This is a genomic window from Corynebacterium sp. HMSC072G08 (assembly GCF_001809185.1).
GTDB lineage: Bacteria > Actinomycetota > Actinomycetes > Mycobacteriales > Mycobacteriaceae > Corynebacterium > Corynebacterium phoceense.
In genome coordinates, this window is record NZ_KV796458.1 from 119,615 (window position 1) to 141,697 (window position 22,083).

The following is a 22,083-nucleotide window of genomic DNA, read 5'->3' on the forward strand; positions in this document are numbered from 1 at the left end:
GGAGCCGCGGGGACCACCCCGCGCCCCGCCGCTTCCGCATTCCGACCCCACAAGAAACGCACTATTCCCCAGCTCCCCGCCGCGGCTTCCGGGCATACGAACCCCGGCTTCGCCCCACCCTCAACCCCAGTGCATCGGACTACCGCCCCATCAAATGCGGACCGTTGTTAGCCACGTTGCCGCCCACCTTATCCGCCTTCTCGCTCACCAGGCCACCCAACCTGTGCCCGGGCGGCCCTACTGCCATCTCCCGCAAAGTCACTTCATTACCCTCAAGCCAGCGGCACATCTCATCGACCGCGTGGCTCGAACCATCAGCGCTCCCCGCACCACGGCCTCCCCAACCCTTTCTCCCGACACCAGCACCCGCGGCATCCGGTGATGCAACCACTTCATTTCCGGGGCGGCCGCCGTGGTCACCATCGTCGCGTACACCACCCCATTTACCGCCTTACACAGCCCAGCAATAAAAATCGGCCTCCACCGGCGTACGTGAACCAGGGCTGCTTCCGCTGGTCCCCGGCGCGGGGTCATCATCGGCCGTCCACTCGTACCAACCTTCCGTGATGAACACACACGGCTCCGACCCTGCGAAGGTTGGCTTGTCGAAAGCCGTCTCACCGTGGGCTTTGAAGACAGTCTTCGGCGGTTAGCCCCACACCGCCGGCCCGAGGGTCGGAACCCCACGAAACGGCCGCAGCACCGGCATCGTATGAGTGGGCGCGATGTTGTAATTCTCCTGCGGCGCCTCCCCGGCCACCGCGACCCGCTGCTGCCCGGTGCGGCGTCGCATGGCGCCCCGAGCTATTCGGGCGTGCTGAAAAGGACATCACGGCCACACACGGGACCCATTATTCCCAAAAGATGAGAGACTGGAGTCATGTCGACTAGCACCTACCTCGCCTGGCCCGACTTTTAACAGCTAGGCGCGGACAAACGTGCGTGGAGTCGTTTACGCTGATTGCCTTGGCTGGCACGTGGGGCACCAGAAAAGGTTGCGCCCCTCCATGGTCTGTTCGTGGATGGGGGAGCCGCACACGTAGCAGGCCATGCCTTCGCGGCGGTAGACGTAGACCTCGCCGCCGTGGTCGTCCTTGCGCGGCGGGCGGCCCATGGCCTCCGGCGTGTGCTCGGGACGGACCGTGTCGATACGGGCGTCGCGCACGCCAATCCGCATGAGTGTCACGAGGTCGTCCCACAGGGCGTCGAATTCTGCGCGCGTGAGCTCCTTGCCCGGCGTGAACGGTGAGATGCCCTGGCGGAAGAGGACCTCCGCACGGTAGATATTGCCCACCCCGGCAAAGAGGTGTTGGTCCATGAGCAACGAGCCTACGGAACGTGCGGAGCGGTGCACCTTGGTCCAGAGAAACTCTGGGTCGGCGTCCTCGCGCACGGGATCTTGGCCGATCTTCTTCAGCGCGGCGTCGTATTCAGCGTCGGTGATGAGTCGGCACCATTGCGGACCGCGCAGGTTCGTGGCCAACGTCTCATTGCTGATATGCAGGCGGATGTGTCCCCAGTCATCCTCGGGGGCTTCGAAGTAGAGCTTGCCGATGAGGCCTAAGTGGATATGGACGGTGTGCTCCGGCGAGGGGGCGTCGAAGTGAATGAAGAGGTGCTTGCCACGGGCCTCTGCGAAGTCGATGGTCGTGCCGTCGAGAAGTGCGGCCTCAGCGGCGAAGCGTCCTTGCGGGCTCGTGACGCTCAGCGGGCCGGTGCGCAGCTCTGCGTTGAGGCGGTTCGCGAGATGATGGATGAGGTGACCTTCGGGCATGATGTTTATCGTAGTCACGGGATGGAAAGCAAGACTTGCCTACCGTACTTTCCTGGTATCACCATGCGCTCCCATCTCTTGGCCGAAGCAAAGCGAGTGAAAAATACGGGCAACAAGCCGCCCGCGACGCGGTGTGATGTAATTCATAATATGGTGTTTCGTTCATAAGTTGACGCCGTTAACGCAGTTCACGCGCAGAGTATGTTTCTATCGTTTACATGAGATGGCAACATATCAACAAAATGCTGAGGAGATTTCGCTTTTCTCGTGCATAATCATGATTAGTCACCTGAGTGACAGCCTGGGAATGGCTTTAAACTTCACCACTGTAAGAGAACCAGAGGAAGCGCCCTCGTTGCCACCCCTACACTTTGGCAGCGCCGAGGCGCTTCCTCCTTTCTTGTCTGGCGGCGAAATCATGCGGTTGAACTGGGCTTTCAAAAAGGAAACGCGGACGGGTGTAAGCTTTTCGTGCGGAATGTTAGACGTCCCAGACCCGCGGCAACGCGGTGTTTGATGGACCCCTCGAGCGCCCCGGAAGGCACCACTACATGACGCACGCTATCGGCTTTGACCGCGAGAAATACATCGAGCTCCAGTCCGAACACATCAACGCCCGCCGCGAACAGATTGGCGGCAAGCTCTACCTAGAGATGGGTGGCAAACTCTTCGACGATATGCACGCTTCCCGCGTCCTGCCCGGTTTCACCCCGGACAACAAGATTGCGATGTTGGAGCGCATCAAGGACGACGTCGAAATCCTCGTGTGCATCAACGCCAAGGACATCCAGCGCCAGAAGGTCCGTGCGGATCTGGGCATCCTGTACGAGGATGACGTTCTGCGCCTCATCGACGTCTTCCGCGGCCGCGGCTTCCTTGTCCAGAACGTCGTCATGACGCAGCTCGAAGACGGCAACAAGATGGCGGAGGCGTTCATCGATCGCCTCGAGCGCTTGGGGCTTACGGTCTCGCGCCACCGCGTCATCCCGGGCTACCCGGCGGACTTCGACCTCGTCGTCTCGGACGAGGGGTTCGGCCGCAACGAGTTCGCGCCTACCACTCGCGATCTTGTCGTTGTCACCGCCCCGGGCCCCGGCTCCGGCAAGCTTGCTACCGCGATGAGCCAGGTCTATCACGAGATCCGGGGCGGCGTGAAGGCCGGTTACGCGAAGTTTGAGACCTTCCCCATCTGGAACCTGCCGCTCGAGCACCCCGTCAACCTCGCGTACGAGGCCGCAACGGTCGATCTCAACGACGCGAATATCATCGACCACTTCCACCTCACTGCCCATGGCGAGTCCACGGTCAATTACAACCGCGACGTCGAGGCCTTCCCGCTGCTCAAGACCATGCTGGAGAAGCTCACCGGCGGCACGCCCTACCAGTCGCCCACGGACATGGGCGTCAATATGGCCGGCTTCTGTATCACGGACGACGAGGTCTGCCGCGCCGCCTCGCAGCAGGAGATCATCCGCCGCTACTTCAAGGCGCTCGTCGAGGAAGCCCGCCTGGGCCTCGACACCACGATGTCGGATCGCGCCGCCGTCGTCATGGCGAAGGCTGGCATCAAGGCCACCGACCGTCCCGTCGTGGCCCCGGCCCGCGCCAAGGCCGAGGAGACCGGCGAGCCCGCTGCCACCATCGAGCTTGCCGATGCCACCATCATCACCGGCCGCACGAGCGAACTGCTCGGCTGTTCCTCGTCCATGCTGCTTAACGCGCTTAAGCACCTTGCGGGCATCGATGATGACATCCACCTGCTCTCGCCGGAGTCCATCGAGCCGATTCAGACGCTGAAGACGAAGCACCTGGGCTCACGCAACCCGCGCCTGCACACGGACGAGGTGCTCATCGCCCTGTCTGTGTCGGCCGCCAAGGACGAGCACGCGCGCCTGGCACTCGAGCAGCTCAAGAACCTCGAGGGCTGTGACGTCCACACGACGACCATCCTGGGTTCCGTTGACGAGGGCATCTTCCGCAACCTCGGCGTGCTCGTCACCTCGGACCCGGTCTTCGCGCGTAAGTCCGCGCTCTACCAGAAGCGCTAAATTCTGGAATCTGCTGTGCTCACGCTTAGAATTGCAGGCGTGAGCATCAGCAAAATTCTCCTCTACTACGCCTTTACTCCCATCGCGGATCCCACGGCCGTCATGTTGTGGCAGCGCACCCTGTGCGAGTCCCTGGGACTCAAGGGGCGCATCCTCATCTCCGAGCATGGCATCAACGGCACCGTGGGCGGCGACATGGAGGCGTGTAAGCGCTACGTGCGCGTGACCAAGGAGTACCCGGGCTTCAAAAACATGGAGTTCAAGTGGTCCGAGGGCGGCGCAGACGACTTCCCGCGCTTGTCCGTCAAGGTCCGCGACGAGATCGTGGCCTTCGGCGCGCCGGGCGAGCTTAAGGTCGACGAGAACGGCGTCATCGGCGGCGGCGTCCACCTCAAGCCGGAAGAAGTCAACAAGCTGGTGGAAGAGCGCGGCGACGAGGTCGTCTTCTTCGATGGCCGCAACGCAATGGAAGCCGAGATCGGCAAGTTCAAAGGCGCCGTCGTCCCGGATGTCACCACGACGCACGACTTTATCGAGGAACTCGAGTCCGGCAAGTACGACTGGATGAAGGACAAGCCGGTCGTGTCCTACTGCACAGGTGGCATTCGCTGCGAGATTCTTTCCTCGCTCATGAAGAACCGCGGCTTCAAAGAGGTCTACCAAATCGACGGCGGTATCGTCCGCTACGGCGAGAAGTTCGGCAATGACGGGCTGTGGGAGGGCTCGCTCTACGTCTTCGACGGCCGCATGCACCACGAGTTTGGCCAGGGCCTCGAAGACCCCGGCTTTATCCAGCTCGGTTACTGCGTCCACTGCGGTTCGGCGACCAATACCTTCCACAACTGCATCAACGAGGACACCTGCCGCCGCCAGGTGCTCATCTGCGATGACTGCGCCTCGCATGTCGAGACGCAGCACTGCGGTCGTCCGGACTGCGCGGAGGTCGCAGCCCAGCTCGCATCCTAAGTCCGTTCCTTGCGCAAGGAACTGGGGAGCTTAGAGGTTCTGGGCGTCGAGGAACACCTGGAGGACGTCGATGCCCCAGAGCATGAAGTGCAGGGCGCAGAACCAGAAGGTGCCCATCCAGACGAACCAGCGGACGTAGCCGTTGAGCTTGCGCATCATGATGACGCCGGAGCCCACCATGCCGAGGGTGGGGGTGAGCATGGCCAGCGGCATCCAGAGCCAGCGGGCGGTGTCGGTGCACAGCCAGTCTGCCTCGCCGGTTGCGCAGAGCGGCCCGCCGAAGGAGCGGATAATCGGTAGCGAGCCGAGGCCGATGAGCAGCGAGACAGCGACGATGAGGAGCGGGAAGATGATGGCCTGCCGCGTGGAGCGGCGGGAGGCGCGGGCGAGCTTGAGGGGATCGGGGGCATCGGCAAGCTCGTCGAACGTATGTGGCTCGGGCGGCTGCTTGTTCATGGAATCAAGGAGCGAGTCGAGGTCGTTTTCCGGATGCTCAGGCCTGGTCATAGTTGAAGTCTAAACCTCAGCCGGAATGACGATGACGGGGACCGTGAGGTGGGGGAGGAGCTCCGTGGCGTGCGAGCCCAAGAAGACGCGGGCAAAGGGCGAGATGGGGTTGGAACCGAAAACCATGAGGTCAGATTTCTTCCACTTCACCGCGTCCACGGCGCCTTGCCAGCCCGCGCCGGAGCCGAGTACGGAGGAGACCTCGAGCTGCGGGAACTCGTCCTGGACGAGATCCGTCGCGCGATCGAGAAGGGAGAGCGTGTGCTCGTGCCACTCCGTGGCGAGCTTCTTCGTGACGTCGACTTGCGCATTGAGCGGCGGGTGGATGAGCCCGGTGGGTGAGAACGCGACGAGACGCAGCGGGACGTCGAGGCGTGCGGCGAGCGAGGCTGCCTGGCGCAGGGCGCGGTCTTGTCCCTCGTGGTGGTCTTCGCTGAACGCAAAGTTGATGCGCTTCACGCCGCCCTTGGCGAGCTTGGCGTCAGCGGGAGTAAGCCCTACGGCGACGGGGGAGTAGTGCAAGAGGCTATCTGCGGTAGACCCCGCGAGGAGGCGGTGCTTGGGCGCGGCCTGATGGGGGCCGAGCAGGATAATGTCCGCCTTGAAGTCCGCGGCGGCATCGGTAAGCAAACGTGGCTGGCTGGGGCCGACGAGGAGGGCGGCGGGCTCTTTGTCCCAGTGCTTCTTCTCCAGTGTGGAGTCTGCGAGCTGCTTGCGTACGGCATCTGCGTAGGCGGACGATTCTGCCTTGAGCCACTTTTTATACTTGCCGCCCAGCTTGGCGAGTGGGGCCGACGCCCAGGGTTGCACGAAGGTGGAGGCGACGCGCACGCGTACGCGGGTGCTGCGGCCGAGCCACGCGGCGACGTCGATGGCGCCGGTGGACTGCTCCGCGCCAGGCGTGGCCGGGTTCCACAAGACGAGAAGACGCAGGGGAACCGAAGGGTCTGCCAGAGCGGGTGGGAATGCCGCGGAATTTTTAGCCATAGTCACCGAATCAATGAGGAGCGTGCTTTCCTCTATTATTAGCGGCCCCTATCCGTTTTGGGAAAATCGCGGCGGCTGATAAACGGTAGCCAGGCGGCTGATAAGACCCGTGAACTCGTTCGCCGTCTCCAGATCCTCGGGCTCGAGCCAGCGAAGAATTTCCGCGAGTGCTTCCGCACGTTGGCGGGAGACGGTGTTGAGTTCGGCCTCGCCCAATTCCGTGAGTGCGACGAGGACGCCGCGGCGATCCTTTTCATCCCGCATGCGCTCGACGAAGCCGCGCGACTCCAGCTGATACAGGGCATTCGAAGCGGTGGGCATGCGAATGAGTTCGGCTTCCGCGATGGCGGACACCCGGGACGGGCCGCGGCGCTTGAGCTGGTTCATGATGGAAACCTGCGAGGTGGTAAGCCGCGAGCCCTCCGTCGTGCGCTGGAAGATGACCATGAGCTTGTTAAGCGCCGGCTGCAGCTCCGTACTCACCTCGAGCGCGACCTCGAAGCTCGAGGGAGACTCCGCATCTTGTTCATTCATAGAAACTAAATATATCGAAGCCGTCGCATTCTGGCTACTCCCCGCGAATAAAGGCCTCGAGCTGTGCGCGGGCCTCCTCGTCACCCAGCTGCACCGGCGGGGACTTCATCAGGTAGGAGGAGACAGGCAGGATGGGGCCGCCCAGGCCGCGGTCGAGTGCAATCTTCGCGGCGCGCACAGCGTCGATGATGACGCCAGCGGAGTTGGGGGAGTCCCAGACCTCCAGCTTGTACTCGAGGTTGAGCGGAACCTCGCCGAAGGCCGAGCCCTCGAGGCGCACGTAGGCCCACTTGCGGTCGTCCAGCCACGGCACGTAGTCCGAGGGGCCGATGTGGACGTTGTGGTCATGGACCTTGCCCGCGAGCGGGGACTCGTGGAGGTTGGAGGTCACCGCCTGAGTCTTGGAGACCTTCTTCGACTCCAGGCGCGTGCGGTCGAGCATGTTCTTGAAGTCCATGTTGCCGCCCACGTTGAGCTGCATGGTGCGGTCAAGGCGCACGCCGCGGTCCTCGAAGAGCTTGGCCAGGACGCGGTGGGTAATCGTGGCACCCACCTGGCTCTTGATGTCGTCGCCCACGATGGGCACGCCCGCGTCCGTAAACTTCTGGGCCCACTCCGGATCCGAGGCGATGAAGACGGGGAGGGCGTTGACGAAGGCGCAGCCTGCGTCGAGCGCGGCCTGAGCGTAGAACTTATCCGCCTCCTCCGAGCCCACTGGCAGGTAGGACACGAGGACGTCCACCTGGGCGTCGCGCAGCGCCTGCGCCACGTTCACCGGCTCGGCCTCGGACTCCTCGATGACCTCGCGGTAGTGCGTGCCCAGGCCGTCGAGCGTCGGGCCGCGCTGGACGGTCACGCCCAACTCCGGGATGTCCGCGATGGTGATCGTGCAGGACGTCTCCGTGCGGGTGGCGTCTGCGAGGTCGTGGCCCACCTTGGCCGCGTCCACATCAAAGGCAGCGACGAATTCGACGTCGCCCACGTGGTAGCCGCCGAAGACGGTGTGCATGAGCCCCGGGATCTTCTGCTCCGCCGGGGTGTCGCGGTAGAACTCCACGCCCTGGATGAGCGACGTGGCGCAGTTGCCCACGCCGGCAATGGCGACGCGCACCTTCTGTGACATTGATGTATTTCCTTTCCGCGCGACTATCGCGCTTCCGGGAGCCAAGCTAGCGGGGAATTTGCCAGAAGTGGGGACCTGGAGAGACTGGATCGTTGAAGCCCAGTGCGGGGAGGCGTGGGTTAGGCTGGGTGCCGTGATTCCCGGAGTTCGAACCAAGCACCCTGTCTCCCACGCGTGGGAGCGGGCGGCGCACCTGCGCGATTTTCGGGACGGCAGGCTCCAGCGCGATGAGATCTGCGACGCGGACTTCTTGCTGCGCGCCGCCGCCACCCATCACGGCGTGGACTCCCCGCGTCCGTGTCCGATCTGCGCGAGTCCCATGCGCGTGACGTATTGGATCTTCGGCGACGTCCTCGGACGGCGCGCCGGGAGCGCCCGCCCGCCCGCCGAAGTTGCGGAGATCGGCGCGGAGCTCGCCGCCCGCGGGGAGGAATTCACCGTCCATGCCGTGGAAGTGTGTCCTACATGTCACTGGAACCATCTGCTGGAAACGGCCACGGTCTATTAGGAATCCCAGGATTGCGTGTTAAGTTTTAAGGTTTAAAGAGATACCTCTCCACCACTTGAAGAAAAGGCGCACAGGTGACCGATTCCGAACAACCGAAGAGCACCGGCGAGTCCCGGGGCCGTCACGCTCTCGACAACACGTCAGCTGCGAGGACGCGTGCCAAGGCCGCACAGCCGACGAAGAAGAAGCGTCGCCGCTGGCCATGGATCGTGCTGATCGTCCTGCTCGCGGCGATCCTCATCCCGCTCGGACTATTTGCTTTCGCGTACTCGCAGTACAAGGTTCCTGAACCCCAGGAACTGGCGAATAAGCAGATTACCACCATCTACGCGAACGACGGCCAGACGCAGCTCGCCCGCCTCGTCCCGCCGGAGGGCAACCGCACGCAGGTCAAGCTCGAGCAGGTTCCGCAACACATGCAGGACGCGGTCTTGGCCGCTGAGGACCGCGAGTTCTGGACAAACTCCGGTTTTTCCTTCACCGGCTTCGGTCGCGCCGTCGTGGGTCAGCTCACCGGCAACCCCACCGCCGGTGGTGGTTCGACGATTACCCAGCAGTACGTGAAGAACACGCTCGTGGGCAACGAGCGGTCCTACGTGCGCAAGGCTCGCGAGCTCATCTACTCCGTCAAGATGACCAACGAGTGGGACAAGGAGACCATTCTCAACGCGTACCTCAACACGGTCTATTTCGGTCGCAACGCCTACGGTATCCAGGCGGCGTCCAACGCCTACTTCAATAAGAACGTCGAGGACCTCACCACGGAAGAGTCCGCGCTGCTCGCCGGCGTCATCCAGGCGCCGTCTGCCCTCGACCCGGCCGTCGACCCTGAGGCCTCCGCTGGCCGCTGGAACTACGTGCTTGATGGACTCGTGGAGATGGGCGTCCTCGACGCCTCGGAGCGCGCCGGGATGCAGTTCCCGCAGACGCGCGACCCCTCTGAGTACTCCGCGTACACGGAGGCCACCGGCGCCAACGGCCACATCAAGAACCAGGTCATCGCCGAGCTCGGCACCATCGGCATCACCGAGGAAGACGTGCAGACCCGTGGCCTGCAGATTACGACGACCATCGACATGAACGTCCAGAACGCGTCTCTCGATGCCGCCGATACCGCCCTCGCCCCGCTCCAGGAGGATGCCCGCGCCGCAGCCGTGACCGTCGACCCGAAGACGGGCGCTGTGCGCGGCTACTTCGGCGGTCACGACGCCAACGGCTGGGATTACGCCAATGCTCCCATGCAGACCGGCTCGATCTTCAAGATCATCGGGCTCGCCGCAGCTGTCCAGCAGGGAATTAGCACGGACACGTACTACTCCTCCGCGCCGTACCAGCTTGAAGGCACGAACATCATTGTGAACAACGACGAGGGCGGCTCGTGCGGTAGCTGTTCGCTCAAGGAAGCGCTGAAGAACTCCTACAACACGTCCTTCCAGCGCCTCCAGGCGGACCTTGCGAATAAGTCGCAGGACACTGCGGACATGGGCCACGCCCTGGGCATCGCCCCGACCTACGCCAATGGCGATAAGACGCTGAGCGAGGAAGGCCAGCGTCCGTACGACGGCATTATCCTGGGCCAGTACCCGTCCCGCGCCATCGACATGGCGACCGTCGTCGCGACCCTGACCAACGATGGCATCTGGCACGACACTCACTTCGTGCAGCGCGTGACGGATTCCTCCGGCGAGGTGCTCTATGAGCGCCCGGAGGACACTGGCGAGCGTCGCGTGTCCAAGCAGGTGGCCCGCAACGTCATCGAGGCCATGGAGCCCATCGCAGCTTGGTCCAATGGCGCGCTGGCGGGCGGCCGTCCGTCCGCTGCGAAGACCGGTACCTCGCAGCTGGGCGATACTGGCGCGAACCGCGACACGTGGATGATTGGTTCCACCCCGCAGCTGGCTACCGCCGTGTGGGTCGGCACCGCCGACAACACGTCTGCTATCTACAACGCCTGGGGCGGCATCATGTACGGCTCCGGCGCTGCGACGCAGATTTGGAAGTCCATCCTCGACACCTCGCTCGAGAACCAGGACTTCGAGTACTTCCCCGACGCCGTCCCGGTCCGCTACGGCACGGGCACGGCGGGTTCTGGCTACTACTATGACCCGTCCTGGTCCTCCGGTTCCTCCAATACATGGTCGGATTCTTCGACGGATGACGCCGCTGCTTCCGATGCCCCGGATGACGAAAATCCTGCCGATGCCCCCGCGGGCGGCCAAGAGTCGCCCGCCGCGCCGGCCGCTCCCGCGGCCCCGGCTGCACCGGCGGAGAATGGCAACGGCGGCACCGGCGGCGGAAATCAGGATGCGCTCACGCAGCTGGGCAATGACCTCAACAACGCCGTCAACGACTTCCTCAACCAGTAGGCCGCGCGCATGACCGTCACTGCTCTCTCCCGGGAGCCTCTCGCCCGCGGGCTTGTCGATTTCTTCGGCGGCCCGCGCGGCACGCATGCCTCGCGCCCCGTCAACGCCATGCGGTGGGTTCTCTCCGTTGGCTGGGTCTTCCTCGCCTTCGCTTACCTGGCCAAGGCCAACTGCGCGGGTGGCATCAAGAATGAGGACGGCACGGTCTCGCTCAACTGGGCGGGCGCGCGCCAGTACACCTCGTTCTGCTATAACGACATCATTCCGCTCTACGGCGGACGCGGTCTGGACAAGCCGGGCTTCGTCTACGCGTACTCGTGGCAGGAGGGCGATCTCACTCGCTACATGGAGTACCCGGTCCTCGCTGGTCTCTTCCAGGGCTTTGAGGGCTGGCTCGCGCGTACGACGTATCCGCTCGTTTCGTGGGCCGTCGCCGACGCTGGTTGGTACTTCGCGCTTACCGCGCTCACGATGGCCATCATGTGGGTGGCGACCCTGCGCATGGTGGGCGAGCTCCTCGGCAACCGTCTCTGGGACGGCTTGCTCGTCGCCGCGAGCCCGCTCGTCATCATGCATGGCTTCACCAACTGGGACATCCCATCCATCACGTTGGCCGTCGCCGCGCTGCTTGCCGTGAGCAAGCGCAAAAACTGGCTGGGCGGCATCCTCATCGGCCTGGGCTTCGCGTTTAAGATGTGGCCGCTGTTCATGCTCGGCGCGTTCCTCGTGCTCGCCATCCGGCACCGTCGCTTCGTGCCCTTCTTCAGGCTGCTTGGCGGTGCCGTGTGCGCGGCGGCAGTCGTCAATATTCCGATCGCGCTGCTCTACCCGGATGCCTGGTACGAGTTCTTCCGCCTCAACTCCACGCGTGGCTGGGAGTGGACGACGCTCTACGCGATGATTGCGCGCAACGTCCCCAACTTGCCCATGTCGGCCGAGTTTGTCAACGTCTTCTCGCTCGTGGGCTTCCTCGCGCTGTGCGTGGGCATCCTCATCTTTGGTTTGCGGACCCAGCGCACCCCGCGCGTGGCGGAGCTCGTCTTCCTCATCCTCGTGGCCTTCCTCATGCTCAACAAGGTGTGGTCGCCGCAGTATTCGCTGTGGCTGCTCGTGCCGGCCGTCCTCGCGCTGCCCAACTGGCGGCTCATTTTCACGTGGGGCTTCTTCGATGCCCTCGTCTGGCCCATCCTCATGCTCCACATGCATGGCGTGGAGAACAAGGGCCTGCCGGGAGAGATGCTCGACCTCGCCATCTGTCTGCGCGACGGCTTCATCCTCGCCATTGCCGTGCTCGTCATCCGTCAGATGCTGGGCAAGAGCCGCGACAAGGTGCTCGCGGACAATGGCACCGATCTACTAGCAGGAGATTTCGCGAAATGACCTTCACCATCGTGGGCATCGTGTCCATCGTCATCGGCTTTTGCTGCGTGATGGGTGCCTACTACACGTTCCAGAAGGGCGAGCCGGGCTCCAACCGCACGGTGCCCATCGTGCTGGGGCTCCTCGCCTTGGTGTTCCTCACCATCATTCCGGCGGGAACGGCCGTCTTCTTCGCCGCGCCCGGCGGCCAGCAGCTGCCGTAACTCTGGGTCCAGAACCACACTTCGGAATTACACTTTTGTCATTCGCCGCCTGCCCCGCTGGGGCCGGCGGCGATTTCCGTTTTTACCTGCATGTGGGGTATTCTCGTGGGGTTGCTTGACGCAACGAACCCTCCTGCCACATCCGCAAAGGTGATGTGGCCGAAAAACAATTACTAGACCATAGGAGGTGATGAGGTCCGTGCGTCACTACGAAGTCATGATCATTCTGGATCCTACCCAGGATGAACGCACCGTTGCCCCGTCCCTGGACAAGTTCCTCTCCACCGTGCGTGAAGAGAACGGCAAGGTAGAAAACGTTGATATCTGGGGCAAGCGCCGTCTGGCCTACCCGATCAACAAGAAGGACGAAGGCATCTACGCCGTCGTCACCCTCGAGTGCGAGTCCGCATCTGTGCTCGAGCTCGATCGTCGTCTGAACCTGAACGACAACGTTCTGCGTACCAAGGTTCTGCGCACTGACAGCAAATAGCGGATACTGGGTACATCAGTAACCAACGCTTGTAAGGAGACATCATGGCTCAGGGAGACACCAACATCACGGTCGTCGGCAACATCGTTGCTGACCCGGAACTGCGTTTTACCCCGGCGGGAGCAGCTGTTGCTAACTTCCGCGTCGCCTCGACCCCTCGTCGCTACAACTCGCAGACGAACCAGTGGGAAGACGGCGAAGCAATGTTCCTCACCTGCAACGTGTGGCGCCAAGCGGCGGAGAACGTGGCCGAGACCCTCACGAAAGGCATGCGCATTATCGTGACCGGTCGCCTGAAGGCTCGTTCTTACCAGACCCGCGAAGGTGAAAACCGCACGGTTTTCGAGATCGACGTTGACGAAGTCGGTCCGTCTCTGCGTTATGCCACCGCACAGGTTGCCCGTAACCCCCGTGAGGGCGGCAACGGCAACTACGGCGGCGGCAATGACAATATCCAGGGCGGCGGCAACTTCGGTGGCGGCTTTGGCGGCGGCAATAACAATGCCGGCCAGCAGCAGCAATCGCAGGGCGGTTTTGGTGGTAACAACAACCAGAACTTTGGCCAGCAATCGCAGCAGCAGGCACCCGCTAACGATCCGTGGAACTCCGCCCCGCCGGCTGGCGGCTTTGGCGGCGCCGCTGATGAACCCCCGTTCTAAAGCTGTTTTACACGCAATCTAAATTATTAAAGACTCAATTGAAAGGCAGGGATCATGAAGCTGATCCTCACCGCTGCCGTTGAGAACCTCGGCGCCGCAGGCGATATTGTTGAGGTTAAGGACGGCTACGGACGTAACTACCTGCTTCCGCGCGGTCTGGCCATCGTTGCCACCCGTGGTGCTGAGAAGCAGATCGAGGGCATCAAGCGCGCCCAGGAAGCTCGCGCAATTCGCGACCTGGACCACGCACGCGAGATTCGCACCCAGCTCGAGCAGCTCACCGACATCAAGGTGCCGGTGAAGACCTCGGAGAAGGGCAAGCTCTTCGGTTCCGTGTCCGCAGAGGACATCGTTGCCGCGGTCGAAACCGCCGGTGGCCCCAAGCTGGATAAGCGCATTGTTGTGCTTCCTAAGGGCCTCGTCAAGAAGACTGGCAACTACCAGGTCGAGCTCAAGCTGCACGCTGACGTTCTCGGCAAGGTGAACTTCTCGGTCGTCGCTGCCTAATTTTGGCGCACGACGGTCTACGCTCGTGTAGCGTCTAGACCCAAAGACAACAGCACGCCGCAGCGCCCCGCGCCGCGGGCTGGCCATCATGTGAGGTGATGGCTTCCCGCATTGCGCCCGGGGCGCTGTGGCATTTTTCCTGTCTGTGGCCGCTCGCCGGTGAAATTGTGGAAAACTCGCGTAACCTGTGGATAACTTATTGTCCTTTACCCAATCTTCACATTCCGGCCATGGCTGCTTTCCCGCAGGTAAAGGCACTTATCCACGGATCTGGTGAGGATTTTCACACCCGCAATAAATAGCTCTGACCTGCGCAAACGATCGTTGCAGGTCAGAGCCGGTGAAAGTTATCCACAGGCCTGACCATGGGAAATGTATCTTCCGCTGTTAACCACCTGGGGTTTCTACAGGTTGCTGTGGATAACGGTGCAATTTGTGCCCAGGGGGTAGACGAGACTAGACGTTCTGGCCGTGTCAGGACGCTGAACTAGAGTAGGGACGCAGACGGATGAAAGAGGGGACACCTGGTGACTACGCCAAGTTTTGATGACGACAATTACGCGCCGCCGGAAGAGGATTTTGGGCCCATGGAGCCCGCGCCCCCGGAGGAGAAACCGCGCCGCTTCGGCCGCGGCACCGGCCGCCGTGGCAAGCACACGAACGACGGCGATTACGCCGCGTACGGTAACTTCCGCCAGCCGCCGGCTGACCGCGAGGCGGAGCAGGGCGTCCTGGGCGCCATGCTGCTTAGCCCGGCCACGGCGTCTGAGGTCTCTGAGATCGTCACGGAGGACGACTTCTACTACCCGGCGCACGCCATCATCTTCAAGCACATCATGGCGTTGTTCGCTGACGGCAAGGAAATCGATGCCGTCGTGCTCAGCGGCCGCCTTGACCGCTACGGCGAGCTCGAGCGCGCCGGTGGTGCCCCGTATTTGCACACTCTGCTGGCCTCGGTGCCTACCGCAGCCAACGCACGCTATTACGCAGAAATCGTCGCGGAGAAGGCTGTCCTCCGTCGCCTCATCGACGCCGGCACGCGCGTGGTCCAGCTGGGCTACGAGGCCCAGGAGGACGCGGAGCTCGAATCCGTCATTAACGACGCGCAGCAAGCCGTCTTTAACGTCTCGCAGCGCAAGAAGTCCGAAGACTACAAGCCGCTGAGCGAGCTCATCGTGCCTACCATCGATGAGCTTGTGCAGCTGCAGGAACACGGCGGCGTCGAACTCGGCGTTCCCACCGGCTTTGTCGATCTGGATAAGCTCACCAACGGTCTCCATGCTGGCCAGATGGTCATCGTCGCCGCTCGTCCGGGTGTGGGTAAGTCAACGCTGGCCATGGACTTCATGCGCTCGTGTTCCCTCCACCACGGCAAGACCTCCGTCATCTTCTCCCTCGAGATGTCCGCGAACGAAATCCTCATGCGTTTGCTCTCCGCGGAGTCTGAGGTCAAGCTTGCGGATATGCGTGCTGGCCGCATTTCGCCGGAAGACTGGTCCAAGCTCGAGGAGACCATCACGCGCATCGACAACGCGCCGATGTTCATCGATGACTCACCGAACCTCACCATGATGGAGATCCGCACCAAGGCCCGCAAGATCAAGCAGCAACATGGCCTCGACATGATCGTCCTCGACTACATGCAGCTGATGAGCTCGGGCAAGAAGGTCGAGTCCCGTCAGCAAGAGGTCTCGGAGTTCTCCCGTAGCCTCAAGCTGCTCGCCAAGGAGCTCGAGGTTCCGCTCATCGCCATCTCGCAGCTGAACCGCGGTCCTGAGGCCCGTACGGACAAGAAGCCGCAGCTCGCTGACCTGCGTGAGTCGGGTTCGCTGGAGCAGGACGCCGATATGGTTATGCTGCTCTACCGCCCGGACTCTCAGGATCGCGATAACGAGCGTGCCGGCGAGGCCGACATCATCCTGGCCAAGCACCGCGGCGGCCCTATCGATACCGTGACGGTCGCGCACCAGCTGCATTACTCGAAGTTCGTCAATATGGCCCGCGGCTAGGGGCGCACCGCTGCTACGGTTTTCCTTTCAGGCTGACGTGGCGTCGCCGCGTGATGCGTTTATGGCTCACATTGGCTTGAAGTGAAAAACACCGTGAGCCCCAACCCGAAGGTTGGGGCTCACGGCGACTCTATCTCTCTCAAAGGTATGCGCCTCTCAAACGCATGAACTCAGTATGGGACACGAGGCTGGCGGGAGCCCTACACGCGGCTACGCGTTACCTGGCAATTCCTGGGAAGTAACTGAAGGCGCCGAAACGTCCTTCACCTTGTCCGGATCGCCGAGCCGTGGTCCGAGCGCGGCGAGGACCACGAACACCGCGGTCGTGAGGATGCCTAGCCAGATCCACAGGCGGTGAAACCGTGGCCCGCACCAGGAGGCGAAGGCGGCGCCAGCGAATGCGCCGAGGGTGTTGAATATGAGGTCGTCGATGTCGCTGCGGCCGAGACCAAAGGCGTATTGGAGGGTCTCCACCGTGAGCGAGAGGCCGAAGCCACACGCGGTAACAGGCCCAATGCGGCGCAGGAGAATGAAGAGCAGGACGCCCAGCGGGACAAAGAGCGCGAAGTTGCCGCCGTAGCCGAAGACGGGACCGAACCACGAGGTGCCGTCGAGCTCCGCCAAGGGACGGAGACGAATCTCGCGGGCCACCTGGTTCTCGGGCAGCCACAGGTAGCCGATCTGGAAGAAGGCCTTGAGCAGGGTGAGGGCAACGATGACCCCCACGTAGCCGCCGAGGGCGAGGACCAGAGTGGGGGTCAGACGGGAAGAGCGCATGCCCGCGATTGTAGAGCAGATCTAGGAAAGCGCCTTGCCGCGTTGCTCAGGGAGAGCGAAGGCAGCGAGCGCCGCGAGAGCGAAGGCGGCCGCGAAAAGCGCGAAGAGCCAGCCGGAGCCCGCGCCGGCGAGGATGAGCGGGACGAGGAGTGGCGCGATGATGGAGGCGAGGCGGCCAAAGCCAGCGGCGGCACCCGTGCCTGCGCCGCGCAGGTGCGTGGGGTAGAGCTCCGGGCCCACGGCGTAGAGCGCGCCCCACGCGCCGAGGTTGAAGAAGGAGAGCAGGCAGCCGGCGACGAGGATGAGCCATTCCGTATGCGCGAATCCGTAGAGACCCGCGGCGCAGGCGGAGCCCACGAGGAAAGCGGCGAGCGTCACGCGTCGGCCCCAGACCTCAATGAGCCAGGCGGCCATCGCGTAGCCCGGCAGCTGCGCCAGCGTGATGATGAGAGTGAACGAGAAGGATTTCACGAGCGAGAAGCCGTCCGCTACGAGCAGCGACGGAATCCACACGAAGGCGCCGTAGTAGCTGAGGTTGACGCAGAACCAGACCGTCCAGAGTGCTGCGGTGCGCCCGCGCAGGGACGGTGACCAAATGGAGCGGGAGGTGACGTCGTCTTCGGCGAAGGTGGGAGTGGAGGGGGCATCGGCAAGCTCTGCGTCGGTGGGGACGGCGGCCTCGAAGGAGGCGACGATTTCCTCGGCCTCCTCGTGCCGGCCGCGGGACTCGAGAAAGCGCACGGACTCCGGAAGGTGGAGGCGCACGTAGAGGGCGTAGAACGCCGGCACCATGCCCAGCGCGAGGGCCCAGCGCCAGCCGGAGTCATGCGCGCCGACCACGAAGGTGCCGATGGCGGCGGCAAGGATCCAGCCCACGGCCCAGAAGGCCTCGAGGAGGACGACCATGCGGCCGCGGACCTTGACCGGAGAGAACTCGGAGATGAGCGTCGAGGCGACGGGGAGCTCTGCGCCCAGGCCCAGGCCGATGAGGAAGCGGAGGACGAGCAGCATGACCAGGCCCGTGGACAGCGCGGAGGCGCCGGTGGCGAGACCGTAGACGAGCAGCGTGAGGGCGAAGACGTGGCGGCGGCCGAACTTATCGGCAAGCAGCCCGCCGAAGGTCGCGCCGATGGCCATGCCAATGAAGCCGATGGAGGCGAGCCACGAGGACTCGGTGGGCGTGATGCCCCAGTGGACGGCGAGGGCGGCCATGATGAAGGAAATGAGGCCGACGTCCATGGCGTCGAGCGCCCAGCCAATGCCGGAGCCGATGAGGAGTTTCTTGTGCTTGCCCGTGACCGGCAGGCGATCGAGGCGTTCGTTGCGAGATAAAGGAAGAGAATTCTGTCGAAGGATTGGCATGCACAAAGATTAGGCCCCCGGAATCGGGGGCGCTAGATTCTGTGCAAATTCTTAATCGATAGAGCGGAAATTCTTCAGTCGCAGGGAGTTGCTCACCACGAAGACCGAGCTGAAGGCCATGGCAATACCCGCGAACAGGGGGTTGAGCAGGCCGACGGCGGCGACCGGAATGAGGACCACGTTGTAGGCGAACGCCCAGAAGAGATTGCCCTTGATGATCTTCAGGGTGCGGCGGGACAGCCGGATGGCGTCGACGGCGGAGCGGAGGTCGTCGTTCATGAGCGTGATGTCGGAGGCCTCAATGGCGACGTCCGTGCCGGTGCCCATGGCGATACCGAGATCCGCCTGGGCGAGAGCGGCTGCGTCGTTGACGCCGTCGCCGACCATGGCCACGGTCTTGCCCTCTTCCTGGAGGCGCTTGATGGTCGCTACCTTGTCTTCTGGCATGACGCCGGCGGTGACGGACTCGATGCCGACTTCGCGTGCCACCGCCTGCGCAGCGTGCTCGTTGTCGCCCGTGAGCAGGTGCGGGGTAAGTCCCAGCTCCTTGAAGTGGGCGATGGCAGTGGCCGAGCTGGATTTGACGGTGTCGCGGACCTCAATGGTGCCCTTGACGGCGCCGTCCACGGTGACGGCGACGAGCGTGCCGGTGCCCTCGTAGTCGGTGCCCGCTGGCGGGCGGCCGACGAGGACGCACTGGCCGTTCACGGTGCCTTCGACGCCGTGGCCGGGAACCGAGGCAAAGTCAGTGGCTTCCGGTGCGTCCGGGGCCGCGGCGACGATGGCCTTGGCAATGGGGTGCTCGGAGCCGCGCTCCACGGCGGCGGCGAGAGCGAGGACGTCGCCCTCGACGTGGGAGACGGCCATCGTGCCCTCGGTCACGGTGCCCGTCTTATCGAGCACGATGGTGTCGACCTCGCGGGTGGACTCGAGAATCTCCGGGCCCTTGATGAGGATGCCCATCTGGGCGCCGCGGCCGGAACCGACGAGGATGGCGGTCGGCGTAGCCAGGCCCATGGCGCACGGGCAGGCGATGATGAGGACCGCGACCGCCGCGATGAAGGCCGGGGCGACGCCCCCAAAGAAGAGGTGGACGATGAGCGTGAGGATAGCGATTCCGATGACAACGGGGACGAAGACCTGTGCGATCTTGTCCACGAGGCGCTGGATGGGGGCCTTGGAGGCCTGGGCGTCCTTGACCATCGTGGCCATCTGCGCAAGCACGGTGTCCGAGCCGACCTTCGTGGCGCGGACCTCGAGTCGGCCCGAGGCGTTGACGGTGGCGCCGGTAACGCGAGAGCCTTCGGACACCTCAACCGGCACGGATTCGCCGGTGAGCATGGACTCGTCTACGGCGGAGTTGCCAGCGGAGACGATGCCGTCCGTGGCGATCTTCTCGCCCGGGCGAACGATGAAGGTATCGCCGACCTGGAGTTCCTTGATGGGCACACGCACCTCGACGCCGTCACGCAGCACCGACGCGTCCTTCGCGCCCATGGTGAGCAGCGAGCGCAGTGCCTCCGAAGACCGGCCCTTGGCGCGGAACTCGAACCAGCGGCCGAGCAGCAAGAAGGAGATGACCATGCCCACGGACTCGAGGTAGATGTGGTCCATCTCCGCGTCGTTGGACAACAGCGTCATGTGCATCTTCATGCCGGGCATGCCGGCGTTGCCAAAAAAGAGTGCGTAAAGCGACCAGAAGTAGGCGGCCGTGGTGCCCATGGTGATAAGCGTGTCCATGGTGAACGAGCCGTGCTTGAGGTTCGTCCACGTCGCCTTGTGGAAGGGTGCGCCGCCGAAGATGTAGACGATGGTCGCAAGAATGGTCGCGGCCCACTGCCAGTTGGTGAACTGGAGAGCCGGGATCATGGACACGAGCATGACCGGCAGCGAGAGTGCACCGGAGATGAGCGTGCGGCGGAGCAGGTCGTCCGTCTGCGCGTCGCGGGCGGACTCGTCCTCATCCTCAGCGCCCTCAGGCTCGTCATCCCCGCTCATAGAAAACGCCCCATAGCCAGCGTTCTCGATGACCTTGATGAGGTCCTCGACGCTCGTGGTGGTGGGGTCGTAGCTCACGGAGGCTTCTTCCGTGGCGAAGTTGACGGTGGCCTCCACGCCGTCGACCTTGTTGAGCTTGCGCTCCACGCGTGACGAGCACGACGTGCACGTCATGCCGGTCACCCCGAGATCAATGTGGTGTAGCGCGGTGGGAGTGGTCACCGTGGAACTCCTTTCCTGTTCAAACCTATGCGCGCTCTCGCGCCGGGCGGCCTTTCGCGAGAGAAGGCCTAGGCCAGCTCGTAGCCGGCTTCCTTGACGGCGGCGGCGACCTGTTCGTCGGTGAAGCCCTCGCCCTCGACGGTGACGGCACCGGTGGCGTGGTCAGCGGTGACAGCGGTGACGCCGGCGATCTCGCCGATCTCTTCCTTCACGGACATCTCGCAGTGGCCGCAGGTCATGCCCTTGACGGTGTAGTTGTTCATGGTGTGTCTCCTTCGTACGGGGATCTACTGCTTACGCCGTCGATAATATACCCCCTGGGGGTATCTGGCAAGGATAAATATCCGTGGGAATAACTCACGAACGTGTACGGTTGATAGGAAAGAACGAAGCAAAATTAGCTGATTGATAAAAGGAGTTACCGCAATGGCGACTGTCGACGTCACTGAAAAGGACTTTGAGTCCACCGTTAGCGCCGAGGGCATTGTCCTCGTTGACGCCTGGGCCGATTGGTGCGGTCCGTGCAAGCGCTTCGCTCCGGTCTACGACGCAGCGTCGGAGAAGCACGAGAACATCACGTTTGCGAAGCTCGATACCGAGGCTAACCAGGGTCTGTCCGCAGCCCTGCAGATCCAGTCTATCCCCACGCTCATGGCGTTCCGCGATGGCGTGATGGTCTTCCGTCAGGCAGGCGCCCTGCCGCCGGCCGCACTCGAGGATCTTATCGGTCAGGTCGAGGGGCTCGACATGGACGAGGTCCGCAAGCAGGTGGCTGCCCAGCAGGCGCAGCAGTCCTAAGTCCTGCGCACGACGGCGCTTTCCCACGTATCATCGTGGGAAAGCGCCTTTTTTAATGAAACTATAAGGAGTACGAAACAATGGCTAACCCGATGAGCAAGGGCTGGAAGTACCTCATGGCTTCTTTCGATCAGAAGATCGATGAGAACGCAGACCCCAAGGTCCAGATTCAGCAGGCGGTCGAGGGGGCCAAGAAGCAGCACGCGGAGATTACCCAGCACGCCAGCGAGATTATCGGCAACCAGTCGCGCCTCGAGATGCAGATGAACCGCCTCATCGAGTCTGTGCAGAAGTACCAGGAGCAGACGCAGCGTGCGCTCGAGCTTGCCGATGCCGCCTCGGCCAAGGGCGATTCCACCGCAGCCACCGAATATAACCAGGCCGCAGAGGTTGTTGCCGCGCAGCTCGTCGCCGCCGAGCAGGAGCTCGAGGGCATGAAGACTCAGTACCAGGCGGCAACGCAGGCTGCGGAGCAGGCGAAGCAGCAGCAGAAGGAATCAGAAGCGCGTCTGCGCGAGCAGCTCGCCCAGGTCGACCAACTCATGGCGCAGGCCGATCAGGCCGCCATGCAGGAGTCCAACGCGAAGGTCCTCGACTCCATGAACGAGCTGTCCCCGGATGATTCGACGCCCACGCTTGACTCTGTCCGCGCCAAGATCGAGAAGCGCTACACGGACGCCCTCGGCGCCCAGGAGCTCATGCAGGGCACCGGGACCGTCAATATCCAGGACTTCTCCAAGGCGGACACCGAGCTCAAGGCCAGCTCCCGCCTCGCCGAGATCCGTGCCGACATGGCGAAGAAGAAAGAGCTCGACGCTGCTCCGGACGCTGACGCCGAGAAGTAGTGACGTACGCGTTACCCCCA

23 protein-coding genes are annotated in these 22,083 nt (G+C 63.2%); 13 read left to right on the plus strand and 10 right to left on the minus strand.

Going from position 1 to position 22,083, the window contains the following annotated elements; all coding sequences use genetic code 11:
* Positions 1–258: 258 nt before the first annotated feature.
* Together HMPREF2559_RS13345 and HMPREF2559_RS10825 are read right to left on the minus strand one after the other, a co-directional pair.
* Complete coding sequence (locus HMPREF2559_RS13345; RefSeq protein WP_309473682.1) at positions 259–537, minus strand: SOS response-associated peptidase family protein; 279 nt, start codon at positions 535–537, stop codon at positions 259–261.
* A gap of 415 nt (positions 538–952) precedes the next feature.
* On the minus strand, positions 953–1,774 hold the full coding sequence (locus HMPREF2559_RS10825; protein ID WP_066492592.1) for an Fpg/Nei family DNA glycosylase: 822 nt from the start codon (positions 1,772–1,774) through the stop codon (positions 953–955).
* Positions 1,775–2,325: 551 nt separating this feature from the next.
* Between HMPREF2559_RS10825 and HMPREF2559_RS10830 the strand changes: the two genes are divergently transcribed.
* Together HMPREF2559_RS10830 and HMPREF2559_RS10835 are read left to right on the plus strand one after the other, a co-directional pair.
* The gene (locus HMPREF2559_RS10830; RefSeq protein WP_066492588.1) at positions 2,326–3,822 is read left to right on the plus strand and encodes a DUF1846 domain-containing protein; all 1,497 of its coding nucleotides are present in this window, start codon (positions 2,326–2,328) and stop codon (positions 3,820–3,822) included.
* A gap of 39 nt (positions 3,823–3,861) precedes the next feature.
* Complete coding sequence (locus tag HMPREF2559_RS10835) at positions 3,862–4,788, plus strand: oxygen-dependent tRNA uridine(34) hydroxylase TrhO (protein WP_066492587.1); 927 nt, start codon at positions 3,862–3,864, stop codon at positions 4,786–4,788.
* Positions 4,789–4,818: 30 nt separating this feature from the next.
* Here the strand turns inward: HMPREF2559_RS10835 and HMPREF2559_RS10840 are convergent, their stop codons facing one another.
* The 4 genes from HMPREF2559_RS10840 to HMPREF2559_RS10855 are packed head-to-tail and all read right to left on the minus strand — an operon-like array spanning position 4,819 to position 7,939.
* On the minus strand, positions 4,819–5,295 hold the full coding sequence (locus tag HMPREF2559_RS10840) for a hypothetical protein (protein ID WP_070540731.1): 477 nt from the start codon (positions 5,293–5,295) through the stop codon (positions 4,819–4,821).
* Between the two features lie 9 nt (positions 5,296–5,304).
* Complete coding sequence (locus HMPREF2559_RS10845; protein ID WP_070540734.1) at positions 5,305–6,282, minus strand: universal stress protein; 978 nt, start codon at positions 6,280–6,282, stop codon at positions 5,305–5,307.
* 48 nt (positions 6,283–6,330) lie between these two features.
* A complete protein-coding gene (locus tag HMPREF2559_RS10850; RefSeq protein ID WP_066492580.1) occupies positions 6,331–6,816 on the minus strand; it encodes a MarR family winged helix-turn-helix transcriptional regulator in 486 nt (161 codons plus the stop codon).
* A 34-nt stretch (positions 6,817–6,850) separates the two neighbouring features.
* Positions 6,851–7,939, minus strand: a complete 1,089-nt coding sequence (locus tag HMPREF2559_RS10855; protein WP_070540738.1) for an inositol-3-phosphate synthase — start codon at positions 7,937–7,939, stop codon at positions 6,851–6,853.
* A 136-nt stretch (positions 7,940–8,075) separates the two neighbouring features.
* Here HMPREF2559_RS10855 and HMPREF2559_RS10860 point away from each other — a divergent pair, with 136 nt between their 5' ends.
* The 9 genes from HMPREF2559_RS10860 to dnaB all read left to right on the plus strand — a co-directional run bounded on the left by HMPREF2559_RS10860 (position 8,076) and on the right by dnaB (position 16,061).
* Positions 8,076–8,447 (plus strand): DUF5318 family protein, encoded by a 372-nt coding sequence (locus tag HMPREF2559_RS10860; RefSeq protein WP_066492855.1) that lies wholly within the window; start codon positions 8,076–8,078, stop codon positions 8,445–8,447.
* A gap of 74 nt (positions 8,448–8,521) precedes the next feature.
* Positions 8,522–10,813, plus strand: coding sequence for a transglycosylase domain-containing protein (locus HMPREF2559_RS10865; protein ID WP_082723323.1), 2,292 nt, complete (start codon positions 8,522–8,524; stop codon positions 10,811–10,813).
* Between the two features lie 9 nt (positions 10,814–10,822).
* A complete protein-coding gene (locus HMPREF2559_RS10870; protein WP_066492576.1) occupies positions 10,823–12,193 on the plus strand; it encodes a glycosyltransferase family 87 protein in 1,371 nt (456 codons plus the stop codon).
* Positions 12,190–12,396, plus strand: coding sequence for a hypothetical protein (locus tag HMPREF2559_RS10875; protein ID WP_066492574.1), 207 nt, complete (start codon positions 12,190–12,192; stop codon positions 12,394–12,396). Before HMPREF2559_RS10870 ends, HMPREF2559_RS10875 begins: the two co-directional genes overlap by 4 nt.
* Before the next feature lie 199 nt (positions 12,397–12,595).
* Complete coding sequence (gene rpsF, locus HMPREF2559_RS10880) at positions 12,596–12,886, plus strand: 30S ribosomal protein S6 (protein ID WP_070594249.1); 291 nt, start codon at positions 12,596–12,598, stop codon at positions 12,884–12,886.
* Positions 12,887–12,930: 44 nt separating this feature from the next.
* The gene (locus tag HMPREF2559_RS10885; RefSeq protein WP_066511237.1) at positions 12,931–13,545 is read left to right on the plus strand and encodes a single-stranded DNA-binding protein; all 615 of its coding nucleotides are present in this window, start codon (positions 12,931–12,933) and stop codon (positions 13,543–13,545) included.
* Between the two features lie 54 nt (positions 13,546–13,599).
* Positions 13,600–14,052, plus strand: coding sequence for a 50S ribosomal protein L9 (gene rplI, locus HMPREF2559_RS10890; RefSeq protein WP_066492566.1), 453 nt, complete (start codon positions 13,600–13,602; stop codon positions 14,050–14,052).
* 98 nt (positions 14,053–14,150) lie between these two features.
* Positions 14,151–14,354 (plus strand): hypothetical protein, encoded by a 204-nt coding sequence (locus tag HMPREF2559_RS12865; protein WP_141628763.1) that lies wholly within the window; start codon positions 14,151–14,153, stop codon positions 14,352–14,354.
* Between the two features lie 225 nt (positions 14,355–14,579).
* Positions 14,580–16,061, plus strand: coding sequence for a replicative DNA helicase (dnaB, locus tag HMPREF2559_RS10895; protein ID WP_066492561.1), 1,482 nt, complete (start codon positions 14,580–14,582; stop codon positions 16,059–16,061).
* A 210-nt stretch (positions 16,062–16,271) separates the two neighbouring features.
* On the opposite strand, the gene HMPREF2559_RS10900 is transcribed toward dnaB, so the two are convergent.
* From HMPREF2559_RS10900 to HMPREF2559_RS10915, 4 genes are all read right to left on the minus strand, one after another.
* Entirely contained in the window at positions 16,272–16,838 is a 567-nt protein-coding gene (locus HMPREF2559_RS10900) for a VanZ family protein (protein ID WP_066492560.1), read from the minus strand.
* A gap of 21 nt (positions 16,839–16,859) precedes the next feature.
* Positions 16,860–18,200, minus strand: coding sequence for an MFS transporter (locus HMPREF2559_RS10905; RefSeq protein ID WP_070540758.1), 1,341 nt, complete (start codon positions 18,198–18,200; stop codon positions 16,860–16,862).
* Between the two features lie 51 nt (positions 18,201–18,251).
* Positions 18,252–20,372, minus strand: a complete 2,121-nt coding sequence (locus HMPREF2559_RS10910) for a heavy metal translocating P-type ATPase (protein ID WP_066492853.1) — start codon at positions 20,370–20,372, stop codon at positions 18,252–18,254.
* A gap of 116 nt (positions 20,373–20,488) precedes the next feature.
* Positions 20,489–20,683: a heavy-metal-associated domain-containing protein gene (locus tag HMPREF2559_RS10915; protein WP_066492559.1), complete on the minus strand. Its 195-nt coding sequence runs from the start codon at positions 20,681–20,683 to the stop codon at positions 20,489–20,491.
* A 163-nt stretch (positions 20,684–20,846) separates the two neighbouring features.
* Here HMPREF2559_RS10915 and trxA point away from each other — a divergent pair, with 163 nt between their 5' ends.
* The gene (gene trxA / locus HMPREF2559_RS10920; protein WP_066492558.1) at positions 20,847–21,218 is read left to right on the plus strand and encodes a thioredoxin; all 372 of its coding nucleotides are present in this window, start codon (positions 20,847–20,849) and stop codon (positions 21,216–21,218) included.
* An 80-nt stretch (positions 21,219–21,298) separates the two neighbouring features.
* Positions 21,299–22,063: a PspA/IM30 family protein gene (locus HMPREF2559_RS10925; RefSeq protein ID WP_070540741.1), complete on the plus strand. Its 765-nt coding sequence runs from the start codon at positions 21,299–21,301 to the stop codon at positions 22,061–22,063.
* Positions 22,064–22,083 lie beyond the last annotated feature (20 nt).